Source organism: Leucobacter faecis (assembly GCF_054456695.2).
The window spans coordinates 169,662-187,854 of sequence record NZ_JBTJER020000008.1; the positions used below are offsets into that span (position 1 = coordinate 169,662).

The window sequence follows — 18,193 nt, forward strand, 5'->3', positions numbered from 1 at the left end:
GTTGACTTTCATCAACGATATTTCTGTCTACTTTGCAGTAAGGACTCCGCGCCGCACATGAGTCGCACCACCACCCTTCCCGCCGACGGCCTCCTCGAGGGCCGCGCGAAAAACCTCGCCCTCACAGGGCTCTTCCTGTCTATGGCCGTCTCGATGCTGTCGATGACCGTCGTCGGCACCTCGATGCCCGTGATCCTCGCCGACCTGGGCGGCGACCAGGCTGCCTTCACCTGGGTCGTCACCGCGACCATGCTCGCGTCGGCCGTTTCGACCCCCATCTGGGGCAAACTCGCAGACCTCACCAGCAAGAAAGCGCTGCTGCAGATCTCGCTCGTGCTCTTCACCGTGGGCTCGGCCCTCGCGGGCACGGCCGGCGATCCGGGCTGGCTCATTGGATTTCGTGTGCTGCAGGGCCTCGGCGCCGGTGGCCTAGGCGCCCTCGGCCAGATTGTGCTCGCCGAGATCATTAGCCCGCGCGAGCGCGGTAAGTACATGGGCATCATGGGCGCGATCATGGCCGTTTCGACCGTGGGCGGGCCGCTCTTGGGTGGTTGGATCACCGACGCGATCGGCTGGCGCTGGAACTTCTACGTCGCAGTCCCCATCGCCCTCGCCGCGATCATCGTGCTGCAGCGCACGCTGCACCTGCACACCGTCAAGCGCAAGATCAAAATCGACTACTGGGGCGCCATCCTCATCTCGGCGGGCTTCTCGAGTCTGCTGATCTGGGTGACCCTCGGCGGCACCAACTTCGACTGGTGGTCGTGGGAGACCCTCGCCATGGTGGGCGGCGGCGTGCTGCTGCTCGTGGCCGCGGTGCTTGTCGAGCTCAAGACCAGCGAGCCGCTGATTCCACTCTCGCTGTTCAAGAGCCGCACCTTCACCCTCGCGGTGATCGCGTCGCTCGCGGTGGGCCTCGCCATGTTTGGCACCTCGGTGTTTCTCGGCCAGTACATGCAGCTCGCGCGCGGCAAGACACCCACCGAGTCGGGCCTTTTGACCATTCCCATGATGGCGGGCGTGCTCATCGCTTCGACCCTCGTCGGTCAGATCATCACGCGCACCGGCAAGTGGAAGCGCTACATGGTCGCGGGCTCCTTCATTCTTCTGGCTGGCCTACTAATGATGGGTCAGCTGCGGTTCGACACCAACTTCTGGTACGTGGGCGTCTCGATGTTTGTGCTGGGCGTGGGCGTGGGCCTGTGCATGCAAAACCTCGTGCTCGTCGTACAGAACACGGTCGACCCCACCCAGATGGGTGCTTCAACCTCGGCCGTCACCTTCTTTCGTACGATCGGCGGCACAGCCGGCATGAGCGCCATGGGCGCGCTCTTGGGCAACCTCGTTGTCACCTACATCAAGGACGGCATGAAGACGCTCGATCCCAAGCTGCTCGCGGGCGCGGGCGACCTTGCGACAAGCGCGATCCCCAAGCTGTCTGAACTGCCCGAGCCCATTCGCATCATCATGGAAACCGCCTACGGCCACGGCATCGGCAACGTGTTTCTCGCCGCCTCCCCCGTCGCGATTCTCGCGATCCTCGCGATCGCGTTCCTGCCGAACATTCCGCTGAGCACCAAGAGCAACGCGCAAAAGCTCGCTGAGCTGCGCGCCGCGGCCGAGGCTGACTCTGCCGGCACTGTTACTGCCGACGCTGCTGCTGTGGGCACGGGCGCTGTGGGCACGGGCGCTGCCGGTGATCCGGATCACGCCGTGCCCAGTCACGCCGCGCCTCGTTCGAACACGGGCCCGCACGATCCCGAGACCGGGCAGCTCGCGGCGGTGAGCGGGCGATGACCGACAGCACTCACGACCTCACCCCCGAGCGCAGTGAGCAGATTTCGCAGATCATCGCCGAGTTTTCTGAGGTGTTTGCGTTCGTGCGCACGCGCTGGGCGCGCTTCGCCGAGGAGACGCACCCCGACCTGCGCGGCTCGGGCATCATGGTGTTGCAGGTGGTGCTGCGCAAGGGCCCCGTCACTGTGACGGGCTTAAGCCAGCTGCTCGATATCGATAAAGCCATGGTCAGCCGTCAAATCTCGAAGCTGCGCGACCTGGGCCTCGTTGCGTCTGAGCCTGCGGCAGAAGACCGTCGCGTCACGCTCATCACGGCGACCGACAAGGCCCGCGAGACGATCGAAAAGCTGCGCGCCCGCGCTGCCCACGACTACCACCTGCGGTTTGCACAGTGGGACGACGCGGCGCTCATGGAGCTGGGCGAAAGCCTGCACCGCTTCAACTCGTACTCCCCCGAGCACGCCGACGGCCCCGCCGTGCGCTGTGCCCGAGGGCACGGCGGGGGCGCCGAGGCTTCACCTGAGCCAGCGGCGGAGACTGCGCCTGCGGAGGATGCGTCTGCGGCGCGCTAGCCGCCGCGGTCAGTGCTCAGGCTAGCGCTCGGCGCGGTACAAGAACGCGGCCATCGCCTCGCGTGTGACGTCACCCTTCGACTCGTACTTCGCCTTGCCCACCGGCTGCTTGGTGCCAGTCGAGATGCCCGCTTCGTGCATCCACGCGATCTGCTTGTAGAACTTGTCGTTCTTCTTCACATCAGCGAACGGTGACACCTTGGGCTCCTTGTACCCCTCGGGCGCATCCTTGCGGAACAAGAACGCCGCCATCGCCTCGCGGGTGATGCTCTGCTTCGCACCAAAGGTCGGCTTGCCCGACTTCTGCTTGAACCCGGTCGACAGGCCTTCGTCGTGCATCCACGCGATCTGCTTGTAGAACTTGTCACCGGGCTTCACGTCGGCGAACGGCGACACCTCGGGCGCTTCGTACCCCTTCGGCGCTTCGAGTCGGTACAGGAACGCTGCCATCGCCTCGCGCGTTACCGGGCTCTTCGGCCGGTACTCGAACACCGTGTTGCCTGCGGCATCGGTCGTCTTGTTGCCGGTCGACAGACCCGACTCGGCCATCCACATGATCTCGCGATAGAACTTCGACGACTTCGTGATGTCGCTGAACGTGACTGCGGGCTTACCCGGCTTCTCGGGGTCAGTCGGCTTCTCAGGGTCAGTGGGCTTCTCGGGCTCCACCTTTTCTACCGGAAGTGCGATGTCGACGTGCTTAATCTCGGTCGGCTCGGCCTGCCCGTTAAACCCGTACACGGTCGCGCGCAGGCGGTCTTCGTAGAGCGAGATGCGCATGCCGGCGGGGTCAGCGCCGCCCACGCCCGTCTCACCCCAGTCGCCGCTCGGGCCGTACTGCGTGGTGACTGCGGCCGTGTTGATGACCGTAGGGGCCTGGCTCGTGGTGGGGTCGAAGCGCTGCTCGACGCTCCAGTCGTGCAGCTTGGGGTTCCAGTGCGTGTGCGAGCTCATCACCGTGACATTGGGGTAGGCGGCGATGAGGCGCTCCATACGCTCCTGGTCGTTGCCAAACTCGCGCTTGTACAGGTTTGCGTACGAGCCCGAGACCGAGTTCTCGAACACGTGGTGCATGCTCAGCAGCACCGGGGTGTTGCTGTCGCGGTAGTGGTCGAGACGGTCGCGCAGCCAGTTGTACTGTTCATCCCAAATCTCAACAAACGGGCCCGATCCGCCCTTGTACTCGTGGCGCTCACTTCCGATCCACAACACGGGCAGCTTGTCGTCGACGACCACCTCACCCCACAGCCCCTTGTTGTCAGACGTTGAGCCTTCGACGCCCAGACCCTTCATGCCCGTCTTCTCGAGAAACCGCTCAATGTAGGTGGCCGATCCGTCGTAGCCGTAGAACTCGTGGTTGCCAATCGTCGAGATGCTGGTTGCGTAGTCGCCCCCGCCGCCCGCGCTAAACGCCTTCAGGTAGCTGTCGTACTGCGCGGGCGTGCCATTGCTCGTGAGGTCACCGTTCGAGATTACGACGTCGGCGCGGCCGCCCTCGAGTTTCTTAAACCCGGGCATCACCTGGTTTTGCAGTTTGGCGTTCGCCCCCTGCACGTCGCTAAACACGTCAACAATCGCCTCTGGTGCGGCGTCTTCTGCGAGGGCCCCGAGCGGCTGCACGATCTGCACGTCGTCGAGCATCCACGATCCGGCGCCCGCGGGCGCGTCGTACCCAAACGCGACCGTCACCTTCCCCGCCCCCGCGGGCACAGTGAACGGCAGGCGTGGCTGCGCCGATTCTTCTTCTGCCGACTGGGCGCGCAGTTCGACGGTTTCACCAGAGTCGAACGTGAGCGTCACCTTGCCGGCGTGGGCGCCGTCGCCGCGCACCCTGAAGTGGCTGTCGTAGCGCAGCTCGAGCTCGTCGCCCGCGGTCACCGCGACGGGCTTCGAGGTGAGCGTTCCGGTAAAAGCCGCGCCCGCGGTTTCTGCCACCGCGATCACGCCCGAGGCGCGGGTGAACGTGTGACGCCGGTCGAGCCCGTACGTGTCGATCACCTGCTGGCGGGTGATGAACTGCCAGTCGCCCTCGGCCTTCCAGTTGTCGACGGTGCCGTCGAACCCGTCCCACCACACCTGCGGCTCGGTCGTCTGTGCCTGCTCGCCGATCTCGTCCAGCACCGTCACCGTCAGCTCCACGGGAGTGATGCCCGCCCCGGTGATCGTGAGCGGCAGCGTCGCCTGCGCCTGCGTGGCCGCAATCGCCACGTCGAAGGCGACTGTGCCGTCGGCGGCAGCGGCGGGAATACCTGCCACCTGCACGGCCGCATCACCCGCGCCGAGCACGGCCTCGGGCTGCTGGCCGGGGCGCAGCCCCGCGAGCTGCACAGTGGTCGCCTTGCCGGGCGCCACCACGGGCTTCACGAGCGAAGTGATCTTGGGGGTCACATCGGCGGGGGCGCCCTGGGCGACCTGCACGTTGTCGATCATCCAGAACCAGTTGTTGCTGCTCTCGAGGTACTGCCACCCGATCTGCACCTTCTGTGCACCGGCGGGCACATCGATGCTGTGCGACATTGCCTGGTTGAGCTGCTGCGCGCTGTAGTCAGCGACGACGACGGGCGCCCCGCCGTCAAACTTGGCGACGAGCGCGGCCTTCTGCGGCGCCTGCCCCTGCTTGTAGTGCGTGTCGAACTGCACTACGACGGCGCCGCCTGCGCTCGCGTCTGCGCCCGTGCCCGTGCTCGTGCCTGCGGCGAGCGCCACCTCGGGCGACCACAGTGTGGAGCTAAAACGGCCGGTCGTGGGCCGGTTAGTGTCTGACTGCACCACCGCAAACTTGCCGGTGCCGCGGGCGAACGAGCCGCGGTCTCCCGTGGCACCAAACGTGCTCGTCACTTCGTCAGTGGTGTGGAAGGTCCAGCCGCCCCACTCGGGCTTCATGCCGTCGATGTTCTGGTGTTCGACTGACCAGCCGGCGGGCGCGCCGGTCGCGGTCGCGGTGTCGAACGATTCGCTGATGAGCGCGGGGGCCGCGGCGGCGGCTTCAGCTGCCGCCGCAGCCGGCGCCTCAACTGCGGGCGCTTCAGGCGCAAGCGCCTCAACTGCGGGCGCTTCAGCTACCGGCGCCTCTACTGCGGGTGTATCGATCGCGACTGCGGGCGCGATGGCGAGGCCGCTCGTGAGGGCGAGCAGAGCGCCGCCCGCAAGCGCAACCGTGAGGCAGCGCTGCGTGCGACGGGAGGGAGTGAGGTGCATGTTTTTTCTTTCTGTCTCAAAGAACAACGAAGGTGTATCGGAGGTGAAGATTTTGTGCGCAAACACCAAAGTCGATGTGACCGCGCCCTTCGGCATGGTCACATCGACTTAGTAGGTGTTGCGGGTACTGCGGGCTGCTTGGCCTGCGGGCTGCTTGGCCTGCGGGCCGCGGGCTGCTTGGAGCTTCAGGCGCCGATCCGGATCGAGCGTCAAGCACCTTTCTCGCGAAAAGCATCAACAATTCGAGATTTCTGATGCTTGACGCTGGATCGATGCCTCTGGCGAGATCAGAGCGGATCATGCGGGCGACGCCGCACGCAAGATCGAGTGCGCTACTGCAGTTTCTTGCGGATCCAGGCCGAAGCGAGATCGACCGCCACGATCACGATCAGAATGATGATCAGGTAGGTGAGCATCTCATCGAACTGGAAGGTCTTGATCGCCTTGTTGATGAGCAGGCCGATGCCGCCGGCGCCCACGAGCCCGAGCACGAGCGACGAACGCACGTTCACGTCGAAGCGGTAGAGCAGCAGGCCGGTGAGCTGCGGCAGCACGCTCGGAATGGTCGCGTTCGCGACCACCTGCCAGCGCGAGGCGCCCGCGGTGCGAAGCGCCTGCTCAGGCCCCGGATCAATGTCTTCCATGGCCTCCGACCACAGCTTGCCCATCACTCCGGTGTTGTGGCAGATGAGCGCCAGCACACCGGCGAACGGGCCGAGGCCCACGGCGGTGACGAAGATGAGGGCGAACACGATGTCTGGCACAGCACGGAAGAACGAGAGGATGCCGCGTGCGATCTGGTACACGAACGTATTGGGCGCGGTTGTGCGTGCGCCGAACACCGCGAGCAGCAGCGCGAACGGGACCGACACGGTCGTGCCGAGCAGGCCGATCCACAGTGTCGTAAGCGCCCCCTCGAGCCCCTTGACGACGACCTCGCTCGAGAGGTCGGGCGGAAACGCCTCAGACAAGAAGTTGGCCATGCCCGTCGCGCCCGTTACGAGCTTCTCGGGCTTAAAGTCGGTGGCGTTAAACGCGACCAGGTGCAGCACGACGAGCACGGTGATAATCACGGCCCACGAGCCCGCGCGGTACGGCACCCGCGGGTCGCGCGGCACCGGCAGAGTGCGGGCTGCGGTCGCCCGGGCGGTCGCCTTGGACGCTGACGCCGGGGTGTGGGCGCTATCGCGCACGAGGGTGTTGGTCACGATGTTCCTTAAGAGTGTGGGAGGCGGGTGCTAGACGTAGAGCGACGCGAGCTGTGCGTCGTCGATCTCGGCGGTGGCGGCGTCGAATACGAGGTGGCCGTCGCGCAGGCCGATCACGCGGTCGGCGTAGGCGCGGGCGAGGTGCGGCTGGTGCAGCACCGCGGCGACCCCCAGCCCCTCCTGGCTCGCGAGGTCGTGCAGCAGCTGCATCACGTCGTCTGCGGCCTTCGGGTCGAGCGCCGAGACGGGCTCGTCGGCGAGGATCATGCGCGGCCGCTGGCACAGCGCCCGCGCGATCGCGACGCGCTGCTGTTGGCCGCCCGATAGGCTGCCGGCGCGGTCGTGGGCGCGGCTCGCGAGCCCCACGCGCTCGAGGCACGCCATCGCTTCTTCCTTCAGCTCCTGCCCAAACAGGGGCGGGATCGAGCGCCACGCGGGGAGCCGCGAGAAGCCTCCCGCGCACACGTTGGCGAGCACCGAGCGGCGCTGCACCAGGTGAATCTTCTGAAACACGGTGGCGGCCGTGCGGCGGGCCTCAGCCCGCCGCGCAGCGCTCGCCTCGTTTAGCTTGACCCCGGCGATGGTGACATCGCCTGAGTCGGCCTCGATGAGGCCGTTCACCGCGCGCAACGTGGTCGACTTACCCGAGCCGTTGGCTCCGAGAAAGGCGACCACTTCGCCAGCGTGCACCCGCATGCTCATGTCTTGCAGCACGACGCGGTCACCAAAGCTCTTCGAGATGGCGCGCACGTCGAGCAGCACCTCGCCCTGCTGGTTCGCAGCGGGGGGCGATGCGGGTTCGACGGTCACGGCGGTGTCTTGCGCGGCGGTGTCTTGCGCGGTGATGGTGGTCATCGGTTTAGACGTCTTCCTCGGTGAGGCCCATCGTCTGTGCGAGATCGAAGAGCGGCTGGTAGGTCTCGGTGGTGACGGGGATCAGCGGGCCGGCGGGGTCGACACCGAGGAAGCCGCTGACGGCTTCGACGTCGGCCGCGTCGAGGCTCAGCAGCGCCTCTGAGACTGCGTCCTTGAACTCCTGCGGCATGTTGCCGCGCACCGTGATCGGGTCGTTGGGAATCTCGGCCGACTCCCACACCTGGCGGTACTGCGACGCGTCGAAGGTGCCTTCGGCCTCGGCCGTTGCGAGGGTCTGCGAGTTGATCTGCGCGGCGTCGACGGTGCCGTTGACGAGCGCGAGCAGCGCCTCGGGGTGACCGCCCGAGTAGTCGGCCGTCACCTCGTCTTCGAGGCCCGCGTCGATGATCGCCGACATGGGCAGCGCGTCGCCCGAGGTGGATCCTGGGCTGCCGAGCGCGAGGGTCTTACCTTTGAGGTCGTCGAGCGTCTTGACGGGTGAATCCTTGGGCACCCAGATGCCGCCCGTGTAGGTGGTGGGCTGCCCCTCGGCGTCGCCGAATGAGGCGAGCGGGGTGGCGTCTGCGCGCTCGCTTGCGAACACGAAGCCGAGCGGGCCAAACTGGGCGATCTCGAGCGAATCGTTCTCCATCGCGAGTACCTCGGCTGCGTAGTCCTCGGTGATCATCACCTCAACGGGGCAGTCGAGCTTTTCTGACAGCGCCTCTGCGAGCACCTGGTACGCGGGCTCGAGGCGCTCGGGGTCTTCGTAGGGCAGAATGCCGAAGCGAATCTCGCCGTTCGGGCAGGTTGCGCTCGCCGCGTTCGCCGCGTCTTCTGATGGGCCGCTCGAGCACGAGACGAGGCCCAGGCCGAGGCCTACGAAGGCAACCGAAGCGGCTGCGCGAATCAGGTTCTTCTTCACGATTCTCCTTGGTGTGTGTGGATGTGAAGCGGGTTGGTTAGTGGGTAAGTGCGTGGGCGAAGCCCGCGACGGTGCGGGCGCCGAGGCCGAGGCCTACGGTCATGCCGGTGCCGGTGGTGACGCTCACGACGTGCACACCGGGCGTGGGCTCGGCGACAAGCAGCTGCTGCTTGGTGCTCGTCGCGTACACGCCCTGCCAGCGTTCGAGCACCTCGAGCCGCTCGGTTCCGAGCAGCGCGGCGGCCTCTGCGAGCAAGATGTCGCTCCAGCGTTCGTCGAGAAATGGCGGGGCCGAGTCGTGCGAGACGTGCGAGTCGCCCACGAGCAGTGTGCCGTCAGCCTGCTGTGTGAGCATCACGTTCGCGTCGATCTCGATGAGCTCGGGCCGCTCCCGCTCAAGCTCTGCGCGCAGCGCGGCCTGCGCCTCGCCCGCGAATGCGCCGTAGCGCAGCATCGACGTGCCGGTGAGCACGGCGGGGCCAAGCCCCATGTCACGCGGGGCGCGCACGCGGGCCATCTGCAGCGCGCACTCGCGCACCTCGCCCGCCGCAGCAACCTCGGGAAACAGTCGGCCGACGAGGTGCCCCGCCGCGACCACGACCCGGTCGCAGGTGATGCGGCCCCGGCTCGTGAACACCTCGCCGGTCGCGGCACCGTATACGGTCTCGCCAAAGCGCACCTCGCCACGCTCGTGCGCCCCCACCCACGCCGCGATCTGGGCGACGGCGGTGCGCGGGTTCGCTGTCAGATCGCCCGGCAAGAAGAGCCCTGCGCGCGGCGTCGCGCTGCTGGGCAACCGCAGCTGCGCGGCCACCGCTTGGCCGGTGAGGGGCTGCGCTGATCCGGAGCTTGCTGCCGCGGAGCCCTCTGTTTCGAGCCCTGCCGCGAGCTCAGTGAGCACCGCTTCTTCGGCCGCGGTGCGGGCGACCGCGATCGTGCCGGATCGCCTACCCTCGGCCCCGGCCCGCGTAATGAGCGACTCCCAGATGGGCAGCGAGGCGCGTGCCAGTTCGCCCAGCTCGCCGGCCTGCACCGAGGCGCACACATGGCCGAAGTTGCGCACGCTGGCGGTGACGGCCTGGGCGTCTTGCTCGAGCACGGTGACGCGGTATCCGGCGTCGAGGGCGGCGACAGCGTGGCCCAAGCCGACGATGCCGGCGCCGACGATAACGACGTGCAGCGGGGTGTGTGAGGAGGTCATGTTTCGATCATGCGGCCCCGAAAGTAGTCATGACAACTTCTCACGGCGGTGTTCTTTGACCGTTCATCGACGTCATTTTTGCGCAACTTTTTGTCATCACGTGTTCACCATTTCGCTACCGTACGGGCCCCAAAAGTAGTCATGACAACTTGTAGTCTGGCCGCATGACCACGCCTTTTACGCTGCACGCCCAGCTGTACGACGAGATGCTGCGCCGTATTCGCACGGGCGAGTGGTGCGCCGGCGAGAAGGTGCCGAGCGAGAAGTCACTCATCGCTGAGTTCGGCACCTCACGCGGCCCAGTACGGCAGGCGCTCGCCGCGCTGCGCGCCGAGGGCATGATCGTGGGAGGCCGGGGCGCCCCGCCCCGCGTACACCGCACTGCACCGCACCAGTCGTTCGACACGTTCATGTCGTTCACCGAGTGGGCGCGCGAACTCGGGCTGCGGCCCGGGCAGAAGGTGCTCGAACGCGTGAAGCTCCCCGCGACTGAAGAGCAGGCGCGCGAGCTGCGCATCGCCCCCGATGACCCCGTCGTCGAGGTGATTCGACTGCGACTACTCGCCGACAAGCCCGCCATGCTCGAGCGGTCACTGTTTCCGTTTGCGGTGGGCCGGTACCTGTTGGGCGCAGACCTCGACGGCGGCAGCATCTACCAAACCCTTGCCCGCGCGGGTGTCGTGCCGGTGCGCGCCAAACACGTCATCGACGCGATCCCTGCCCACCCGCTCGAAGCCGAGCAGCTGCACGTCGACCACGGTGCACCGCTCATGCGTGTGCGCCGACTGTCGTACGGTGCCACGGGGTCCGTCATTGAGACCGCCGACGACCGCTACCTGCCCACCATGACGAGTTTCGTCATCGAGAACAGCGCCGAGCATCGCACACCCCTCGCCCGCCAGGCTTTCGAACAGACGCAGTTCTTGTAGTTCTTGTAATTTCACCGAATCACCCACACTGTTTTTAGGAGCAATATGATCACCCTCGCCGCATTCGACATGGCCGGCACCACCATCAACGACGGCGGCGCTGTCTACCGCGCGCTCGAACAGGCCGTCACCGAGACCGGTGTAGCGGTCGCCCCCGCCGACCTGCAGACGTGGATGGGCGCCGAGAAGCGTGCCGCCATCACCGCCCTGATTCGCTTGGGCGGCGGCTCCCCCGAACCCGCCTCGGTGGTCGACGCGGCCTACGCGAGGTTCCAAGAGATCCTGGACGAGCTCTACACCGCCACCCCGCCGCAGCCCATCGACGGGGTACCCGAGACGATCGCGCTGCTGCAGCAGCGCGGCATCAAGGTCGCCCTCACCACAGGGTTCTCACGCGACGTCGCCGAGGGGATCCTCGCGCAGCTCGGCTGGGTGGTCGGGGCCGCAACCCCCGCGAGTGAACCCGCCGCCGCAGGTGAGCCCGGCGTCACCCGTGTGGACGCGCTCAGCTGCGGCGACGAGGTGCCCGCGGGCCGCCCCGCCCCCTTCATGATTCACCGCGTCATGGAGGCCACCGGCACCGCCGACGTCGCCCAGGTGCTCGTCGCGGGCGACACCGTCGTCGACGTACAGGCCGGCGCTGCCTCGGGCGCCGCTGTCACGCTCGGCGTGCTCACCGGCAAGCTCGAGCGCGCGGCATTCGACGGCCAGCCCTTCACCGCGGTGCTGGGGTCGGTCGCCGAGATCCCAGCGTTTCTCGACGCCCGCGTGATCTAGCGCAAGCGACGAGTCAGTATCGAAACGACGAGTCGGTGCGATAAATACGTACTTTTCATGCATACTCGTCGTTTCGATGCAGTCTCGTGACTCCAGGCTCCGCCATGCCCCGCTCAAGCCTCGCCGCCTCGGCATGCAGCGCACTGCGCACGGCTGCAAGCGCCGGATCCTCGCTGCCCGAAGCGCGAGCGGCCGTGAAGATCGTGCGCTGCGGATCCGGATCGAGCGTCACGCGCCGCAGTCTTCCTGTGGCGCCCACATGCACGAGCCCGGGCAGCAGCGCGACCGCGTTGCCGGTCTCAACGAGCCGCACGTGGGCCTGCAGGTCGGCGGTCTCGAACCGCACATCGGGCTCGAAGCCGGCTCTGCGGCACCGCTCCTCGGCGTAGTGACGCGAGGCCGCGCCGCGCTGCTCCATCACCCACGGCATGTGCGCGACGTCGGCCAGCGACGTGACGAGCGGCGGGGCACCGGGCTCGTCCGAGGGGCCTGCTGCCACGCACAGCGACACCGTGTCGGTCATGAGCGTCACCCGATCGAGCCCCGCCAGGTGCGGCGCCGAGTGGCCCGGATAGTGCTCGGCCACCACCAGGTCAAAGCTGCGCGCCCGCGTCTCCCACAGCGCCTCGGCCGGCTCGTACTGCGTCATCTCGACCCGCAGCGCCGGGTGCGTTCGCCCAAGCCTCGCGAGCACGGTGGGCATGAGCGCGAGCATCGCGGTCTGAAACACCGCGACGCGCACGGTGCCCGCTACCTCGTCGCGGCTGCGCCGCAGCCCCGCTTCTGCGCGCTCGAGCCCCGCGAGCAGTCCCTCGGTCTCGACGACGAGGCGCTGCGCGGCGGGCGTGAGCTCGAGGGTGCGGCCGATCCGCCGCAACAGCGGCACACCCGCCTCGCGTTCGAGCTGCGCGAGCTGCTGCGACACGGCTGACGGAGTGAAATTGAGCGCCTCGGCGACGCGGGCGATCGTGCCGCGCACCGATAGCTCCCACAGCAGGTGCAGTCGTTTCATCTCGAGCACGTCGCATCTCGTTTCTGTCGGGGCAGCGCTTGGCGGCTGAGGTTGCGGTCGGGGCAAGGCCAGCGGCGGCACCCTCCCCACTCATCATAATTAGTTTTGCTAATGAATAACCTACACAAAGCATTGCTTTACGTGATGCTTTTGGCGGCGCACACTGGAACTATGACTCGCCCCCAAGACCTCGCCGACGAGGCCGTTGCACTCACCCGCCGCTGGCTCGCAGAGGCCGCTGACTACCCGGCCGACCCGGCAGCGACCAGGCTCGCCGGCGTGTTGAAAGACCCCAACGGGCTCGACTTTACCGTTGGGTTCGTTGACAGTGTGGTGCGCCCCGAAGACCTGAGCGTCGCGGGCAAACACCTGGGCGAGCTTGTCCCGCTCACCCCCGCTTTTCTACCCGCGCCGATGCGCGCCGCGATTCAGGCGGGAGGCGTGTTCGCGAAGCCGCTGCCGCGCGTGGTCGTGCCCATTGCGCGCCGCGTGCTGCGTGAAATGGTGAGCCACCTGATCGTCGACGCCACCGACTCAAAGCTCGGCCCGGCCATCAAGAAGATCAAGCGCGACGGCGTACACCTCAACATCAACCTGTTGGGCGAGGCGATTCTCGGCGAGCGCGAGGCCGAGCGCCGCATCGACGGCACCGAGAAGCTGCTCGCCCGCCCCGACGTCGACTATGTTTCGATCAAGGTGTCATCGACCGTCGCCCCGCACAATCACTGGGCGTTTGACGAGGCCATCGACAAGATCGAACAGCACCTCGTGCCACTGTTTCGGCAGGCCGCCCAGTCGACGCCGCACAAGTTCATCAACCTCGACATGGAGGAGTACAAGGATCTCGATCTGACCCTCGCCGTCTTCACGCGCATTCTCGGCCGCCCCGAGTTCACAGACCTCGCCGCCGGCATCGTGTTGCAGGCGTACCTGCCCGACGCGCTCGGCGCGATGATGCACCTACAGGAGTGGTCGGCCGCGCGAGTTGCAAAGGGCGGCGCCCCCATCAAGGTGCGGCTCGTGAAGGGCGCCAACCTGCCCATGGAACTGGTGCAGGCCGCCGTGCACGGCTGGCCCGCCGCCACCTGGGACTCGAAACAGGCCAGCGACACGAGCTACAAGGCCGTGCTTGACTATGCGCTGCACCCCGCCCGCATCAAGAACGTGCGGCTCGGCATCGCCGGCCACAACCTCTTCGACGTCGCGCTCGCTTGGCTGCTCGCCAAGACCCGCGGCACGACCGACGGCATCGAGTTCGAGATGCTGCTGGGCATGGCGACCGGCCAGGCCGAAGCGGTGCGCCGCGAGGTGGGGCACCTGCTGCTCTACACGCCTGTCGTGCACCCCGGCGAGTTCGACGTCGCGATCGCCTACCTCATCAGGCGCCTCGAGGAGGGCGCGAGCCACGAGAACTTCATGTCGGCCGTCTTCGAGATGGGCGACAACGAGGCGCTGTTTGCGCGCGAAGAGGCCCGCTTTCGCGCCTCCCTCGCCGATCTCGAAGCGATTACGGGCGACGGCAGCGACGCGGCGCTTCAGACGCCGCGGCCCAATCGCACGCAAGATCGCGCTGCAGAGCGCGAAGCCGATCGCACGCAAGATCGCGCTCCGGATCCGGCCACGCTTTTTGTCAACACCCCAGACACCGACCCCGACCTGCCAGCGAACCGCGCGTGGGGGCGCGAGATCGCCGGGCGCATGGCAACCTCGCAGCTAGGCATGCAGGCCGTAGCGAACGCGCGCGTCGAATCTGAGGCGGCGCTTGAAGCCTCGATCGAGCGGGGCGTCGCCGCATCGCAGGCGTGGCGCGAACTGGGCGCCGACGGCCGCGCGAGCGTGCTGCACCGCGCAGGCGAGCTGATGGGTGCGCGCCGTGGCGAGCTGCTCGAGGTGATGGGGTCAGAGTGCGGCAAGACGCTCGATCAGGGCGACCCCGAGGTGAGCGAGGCCATCGATTTTGCGCACTATTACGCGACGCTCGGGCGCGAGCTTGAGGCTGTCGGCGGCGCAACACACACGCCGCAGCAGGTCATTGCCGTGATTCCGCCGTGGAACTTTCCCGTCGCGATTCCGGCGGGCGGCACGTGCGCGGGCCTCGCCTCGGGGGCCGTCGTGATCTTGAAACCCGCCACCCAGGCCGCCCGCTCGGGCGCCGTGATGGTCGAAGCGATTTGGCAGGCCTTCGACGAGGCCGGCGTCTCACGCGACGTACTGCAGCTCGTGCAGTTCCCTAAGCGCGAGCTCGGATCTCAGCTCGTCGCAGACCCGCGCGTGGGCCGCGTCATTCTCACGGGCGGCTACGAAACCGCGGCAGCGTTTCGCGCGCTTCGCCACGACCTTCCGCTGCTCGCCGAGACGAGCGGCAAAAACGCCATCATCGTCACCCCCACGGCAGACCTCGACCTTGCCGCGCGCGACGTCGCCCAGTCGGCCTTTGGCCACGCCGGCCAGAAGTGCTCGGCCGCTTCACTCGTGATTCTCGTGGGATCGGTCGCCACGTCGCGCCGGTTTCACGACCAGTTACTCGACGCGGTGCGCTCCCTGCAGGTGGGCACCCCCGAGCATCTCTCCACGCAGATGGGGCCGGTCATTGCCGCCCCTACGGGCAAGCTGAAGCGTGGCCTCACGACGCTCGCGCCCGGCGAGACGTGGGTCGTGAAGCCCGCACCGTTTGTGAGCGATAGCCCCCTTTCTGCGTCTGCCGTAGAGCGCGCTGCGGGCGAAACGCGGCTGTGGAGCCCGGGCGTGCGCGCAGGCGTCAAGCGCGGTTCTGAGTACCACCTCACCGAATACTTTGGACCAATTCTTGGGGTCATGACGGCTGCCACTTTGGACGAGGCGATCGATACCGTGAACGATATTGACTACGGCCTCACGAGCGGGCTGCACTCGCTCGACCGCGGCGAGATTGGGCAGTGGCTCGAGCGCATCGAAGCGGGCAACCTGTATGTCAACCGCGGCATCACGGGCGCGATCGTGCGCCGCCAACCATTTGGCGGCTGGAAGAAGTCGGCCATCGGCGCGGGCACCAAGGCGGGTGGTCCGAGCTACCTGATGGGGCTCGTTGACTGGGCTGACGCCGATTCTTCAGCCGAGGCCGCCGCGAGCACCGCGAACACCGTGAGCACCGCGAGCACCGCGACAGACACTGGGGCGCGTCTGGTGCAGCCCCTCGCAGCTGCACGACCGCTGCTGGCCGCAGCCCGCAGCGCGAGCCTGCTCGATGCAGCCGACATCGCGTGGCTTGAGCGGGCGCTCGCGAGCGACGCGACGGCCTGGGAGGGCGAGTTTGGCGTCGCCCGCGACGTGTCGGCGCTGGGCGTCGAGCGCAACGTGCTGCGCTACCTGCCCGTCCCCGTGACCGTGCGGGTGTCGGCAGATGCGCCACTCGCGCGCGTCGTGCGCGAGCTGGCAGCGGCCCTCGCCGCGGGCGGCAAGGTGACAGTGAGCAGCGAGCAAACCCTGCCGTCCTGGCTTACGCGCGCGCTCACCGCGGCACGCCGTGACGACGGCGCCGGCGGCAGCGTCGACAACGTCGACAGCGACGTCGTGGTTGAACCTGCGGCGGCTTGGCGCGCGCGCTGCGCAAAGCTCGCCGCGGCGACAGGACCGCACGCTGGCGCGCGTATTAGGCTCGTCGCGGGTTCCTCCCGTGAGGCCGCCGCCGCTGAAATCTTCACCGCCACCCGAGGCAAGCCCGATGTTGCGGTCTACAGTGGAGAGACCGTCACTGCCGGCCGCGTCACGCTTCTCCCCTACCTGCGGGAGCAAGCCGTGTCGATCACGGCACACCGATTCGGTACCCCGAACCGGCTTACTGAAGGCCTCATCTAGGTGAGGCCGTAACACCTGGAGGTCAGCGTTGTCCGACCAGATATTTCTATACATTGCCCTAGCGGTATATTTCGCGGGCATGATCGCGATCGGCTACAGCGCCTTTCGCAAAACCAAAGACCACGAGGATTACATGCTCGGCGGTCGCAACCTACCGCCGTGGGTGGCCGCGCTGAGTGCGGGCGCCTCAGATATGTCGGGCTGGCTCATCATGGGTCTACCCGGCGCGATCTACGCGACCGGGCTCATCGAGGGCTGGATCGCGGTGGGCCTCTTTATTGGCGCCTACCTAAACTGGCGGCTCGTGGCGCCCCGACTACGCGCATACACTGAGGTGGCACAAAACTCGATCACGCTACCAAGCTTTTTCGAGAACCGCGTGAAGGATCGCACGCACATGCTCCGCTCAATCGCGAGCATAGTGATTCTTGTGTTTTTCACACTATATGCCTCGTCTGGCATGGTCGCGGGTGGCAAGTTTTTCGAGAGCGCTTTTGGCGGCGAGTACCTCGTCGGCATGATCCTCGTGACTGTCGTGACCCTCTCGTACACGCTGTTTGGTGGTTTTCTTGGGGCTTCGCTCACCGACGTCGCCCAGGGCATCATGATGTTCGTCGCACTCATCCTCGTGCCGGTGGTAGGCATTATGCAGATCGGCGGCTGGGGCGAAACCGTATCGCTCGTTGAAACCGTCGGCGCAGCCAACCTGTCGCTCTTTGGCGGGCCTGAGCTCACCGCTGGAGCGGTCGCACTCGTCATTGTCTCGGGGCTCGCATGGGGGCTTGGCTACTTTGGTCAGCCCCACATTGTGGTGCGCTTTATGGCCCTGCGCAACCCGGGCGAAGCGAAGGCTGCCCGCCGTATTGGCATGAGCTGGATGGGCATCTCGCTTATCGGCGCAATCGGTTCAGGCATGGTCGGCATCGCCTACTTCGCGAAGAACGGCGGCGCTCCTTCAGACCCTGAGACGGTTGTACTGCTGATGGCGCAGGTACTATTGCATCCGCTCATCGCTGGCCTCGTACTCGCCGCCGTGCTCGCCGCCATCATGAGCACGCTGTCGAGTCAGCTCATCGTGTGCTCTTCGGCGCTCGTCGAAGATCTCTACCGCGTTATGAAGAAGCCCGCCCCCAGCGAAAAGAATCTCGTACTGTTGGGGCGCGGCGGCGTGCTCGTCATCGCGCTAATCGCGGCAATCCTTGCCATTACGCCGAACGACAGCATTCTGGGACTTGTCGGGTTTGCTTGGGCCGGGTTTGGTGCCGCGTTTGGCCCGCTCGTGTTGCTCAGCCTCTTCTGGCGTCGACTCACGAACTGGGGAGCGCTCGCTGGTATGGTTGTCGGCTCGGTGATGGTGTTCGTGTGGAAAGCACTGGGCACCGGACTCTACGAGCTGCTCCCTGCCTTCGTCGCGGCGCTCATTGCGGCGATCGTAGTGAGCCTCCTCACATCACGCGGCAAGGCCGCTGATGAGATCGACCGCGAATTCACCAAGACCGGATCGATGCTCGTTGTGGGTGCGGTTGGTGCTAGTGCGGCTGATCGCAACGTGCTGCCTTAGGTCGCTATAGCCGAGACCGGTGAGGCCGAGGCCGGTGTTCGGGCAGCTTTGATCCCTAGATCGACCTTTAACTACAGATCGACCTTTAGACACATGAGAACCGGCGAATCCGTGTGTTTGAAGGTCGATCCATGTAGTTAGGTCATTGCAGCTATCGGATCGGGCGTCGGATCGGGACTCGGATCGGGACTCGCTCAGGGTCTCGCGCCGCCCAACTGGGTGACCTGGGGCCGCCCACCTCGGTGATTTATCTTCGTCCACAGGCCCTCTTTTCGGGGTCTCTACGTTCGAATCTGTGGATAACATTTCCCGAATATTTGTACG

The 18,193-nt window shown here is 66.5% G+C and carries 12 protein-coding genes; 6 read left to right on the forward strand and 6 right to left on the reverse strand.

Translation table 11 applies throughout. From position 1 onward, the window contains the following. Positions 1 to 57 precede the first annotated feature (57 nt). Positions 58 to 1,797, forward strand: coding sequence for a DHA2 family efflux MFS transporter permease subunit (locus ACXR2W_RS10465; protein ID WP_458816703.1), 1,740 nt, complete (start codon positions 58 to 60; stop codon positions 1,795 to 1,797). Beyond that, positions 1,794 to 2,369, forward strand: coding sequence for a MarR family winged helix-turn-helix transcriptional regulator (locus ACXR2W_RS10470; protein WP_458816705.1), 576 nt, complete (start codon positions 1,794 to 1,796; stop codon positions 2,367 to 2,369). The genes ACXR2W_RS10465 and ACXR2W_RS10470 overlap by 4 nt, the downstream gene beginning before the upstream one ends. A 21-nt stretch (positions 2,370 to 2,390) precedes the next feature. Here the strand turns inward: ACXR2W_RS10470 and ACXR2W_RS10475 are convergent, their stop codons facing one another. From ACXR2W_RS10475 to ACXR2W_RS10495, 5 genes are all read right to left on the reverse strand, one after another. Further along, positions 2,391 to 5,567 (reverse strand): S-layer homology domain-containing protein, encoded by a 3,177-nt coding sequence (locus ACXR2W_RS10475; RefSeq protein ID WP_458816708.1) that lies wholly within the window; start codon positions 5,565 to 5,567, stop codon positions 2,391 to 2,393. A gap of 332 nt (positions 5,568 to 5,899) precedes the next feature. Further along, positions 5,900 to 6,775 (reverse strand): phosphonate ABC transporter, permease protein PhnE, encoded by an 876-nt coding sequence (phnE, locus tag ACXR2W_RS10480; RefSeq protein ID WP_458816710.1) that lies wholly within the window; start codon positions 6,773 to 6,775, stop codon positions 5,900 to 5,902. A gap of 30 nt (positions 6,776 to 6,805) precedes the next feature. Then, the gene (locus ACXR2W_RS10485; RefSeq protein WP_458816712.1) at positions 6,806 to 7,630 is read right to left on the reverse strand and encodes a phosphonate ABC transporter ATP-binding protein; all 825 of its coding nucleotides are present in this window, start codon (positions 7,628 to 7,630) and stop codon (positions 6,806 to 6,808) included. A gap of 4 nt (positions 7,631 to 7,634) precedes the next feature. After that, the gene (locus ACXR2W_RS10490) at positions 7,635 to 8,555 is read right to left on the reverse strand and encodes a phosphate/phosphite/phosphonate ABC transporter substrate-binding protein (RefSeq protein ID WP_458816714.1); all 921 of its coding nucleotides are present in this window, start codon (positions 8,553 to 8,555) and stop codon (positions 7,635 to 7,637) included. Between the two features lie 37 nt (positions 8,556 to 8,592). Further along, positions 8,593 to 9,756 (reverse strand): TIGR03364 family FAD-dependent oxidoreductase, encoded by a 1,164-nt coding sequence (locus ACXR2W_RS10495; protein WP_458816716.1) that lies wholly within the window; start codon positions 9,754 to 9,756, stop codon positions 8,593 to 8,595. 164 nt (positions 9,757 to 9,920) lie between these two features. Here ACXR2W_RS10495 and ACXR2W_RS10500 point away from each other — a divergent pair, with 164 nt between their 5' ends. Together ACXR2W_RS10500 and ACXR2W_RS10505 are read left to right on the forward strand one after the other, a co-directional pair. Then, positions 9,921 to 10,685, forward strand: coding sequence for a GntR family transcriptional regulator (locus tag ACXR2W_RS10500; RefSeq protein WP_458816718.1), 765 nt, complete (start codon positions 9,921 to 9,923; stop codon positions 10,683 to 10,685). A gap of 45 nt (positions 10,686 to 10,730) precedes the next feature. Further along, entirely contained in the window at positions 10,731 to 11,462 is a 732-nt protein-coding gene (locus tag ACXR2W_RS10505; protein ID WP_458816720.1) for a phosphonatase-like hydrolase, read from the forward strand. Positions 11,463 to 11,517: 55 nt separating this feature from the next. Here the strand turns inward: ACXR2W_RS10505 and ACXR2W_RS10510 are convergent, their stop codons facing one another. Then, positions 11,518 to 12,483: a LysR family transcriptional regulator gene (locus tag ACXR2W_RS10510; RefSeq protein WP_458816722.1), complete on the reverse strand. Its 966-nt coding sequence runs from the start codon at positions 12,481 to 12,483 to the stop codon at positions 11,518 to 11,520. Between the two features lie 162 nt (positions 12,484 to 12,645). Here ACXR2W_RS10510 and ACXR2W_RS10515 point away from each other — a divergent pair, with 162 nt between their 5' ends. Together ACXR2W_RS10515 and putP are read left to right on the forward strand one after the other, a co-directional pair. After that, complete coding sequence (locus ACXR2W_RS10515; protein ID WP_458816724.1) at positions 12,646 to 16,308, forward strand: proline dehydrogenase family protein; 3,663 nt, start codon at positions 12,646 to 12,648, stop codon at positions 16,306 to 16,308. 28 nt (positions 16,309 to 16,336) lie between these two features. Next, complete coding sequence (gene putP / locus ACXR2W_RS10520) at positions 16,337 to 17,869, forward strand: sodium/proline symporter PutP (protein ID WP_458816726.1); 1,533 nt, start codon at positions 16,337 to 16,339, stop codon at positions 17,867 to 17,869. The last annotated feature ends 324 nt before the right edge of the window (positions 17,870 to 18,193 follow it).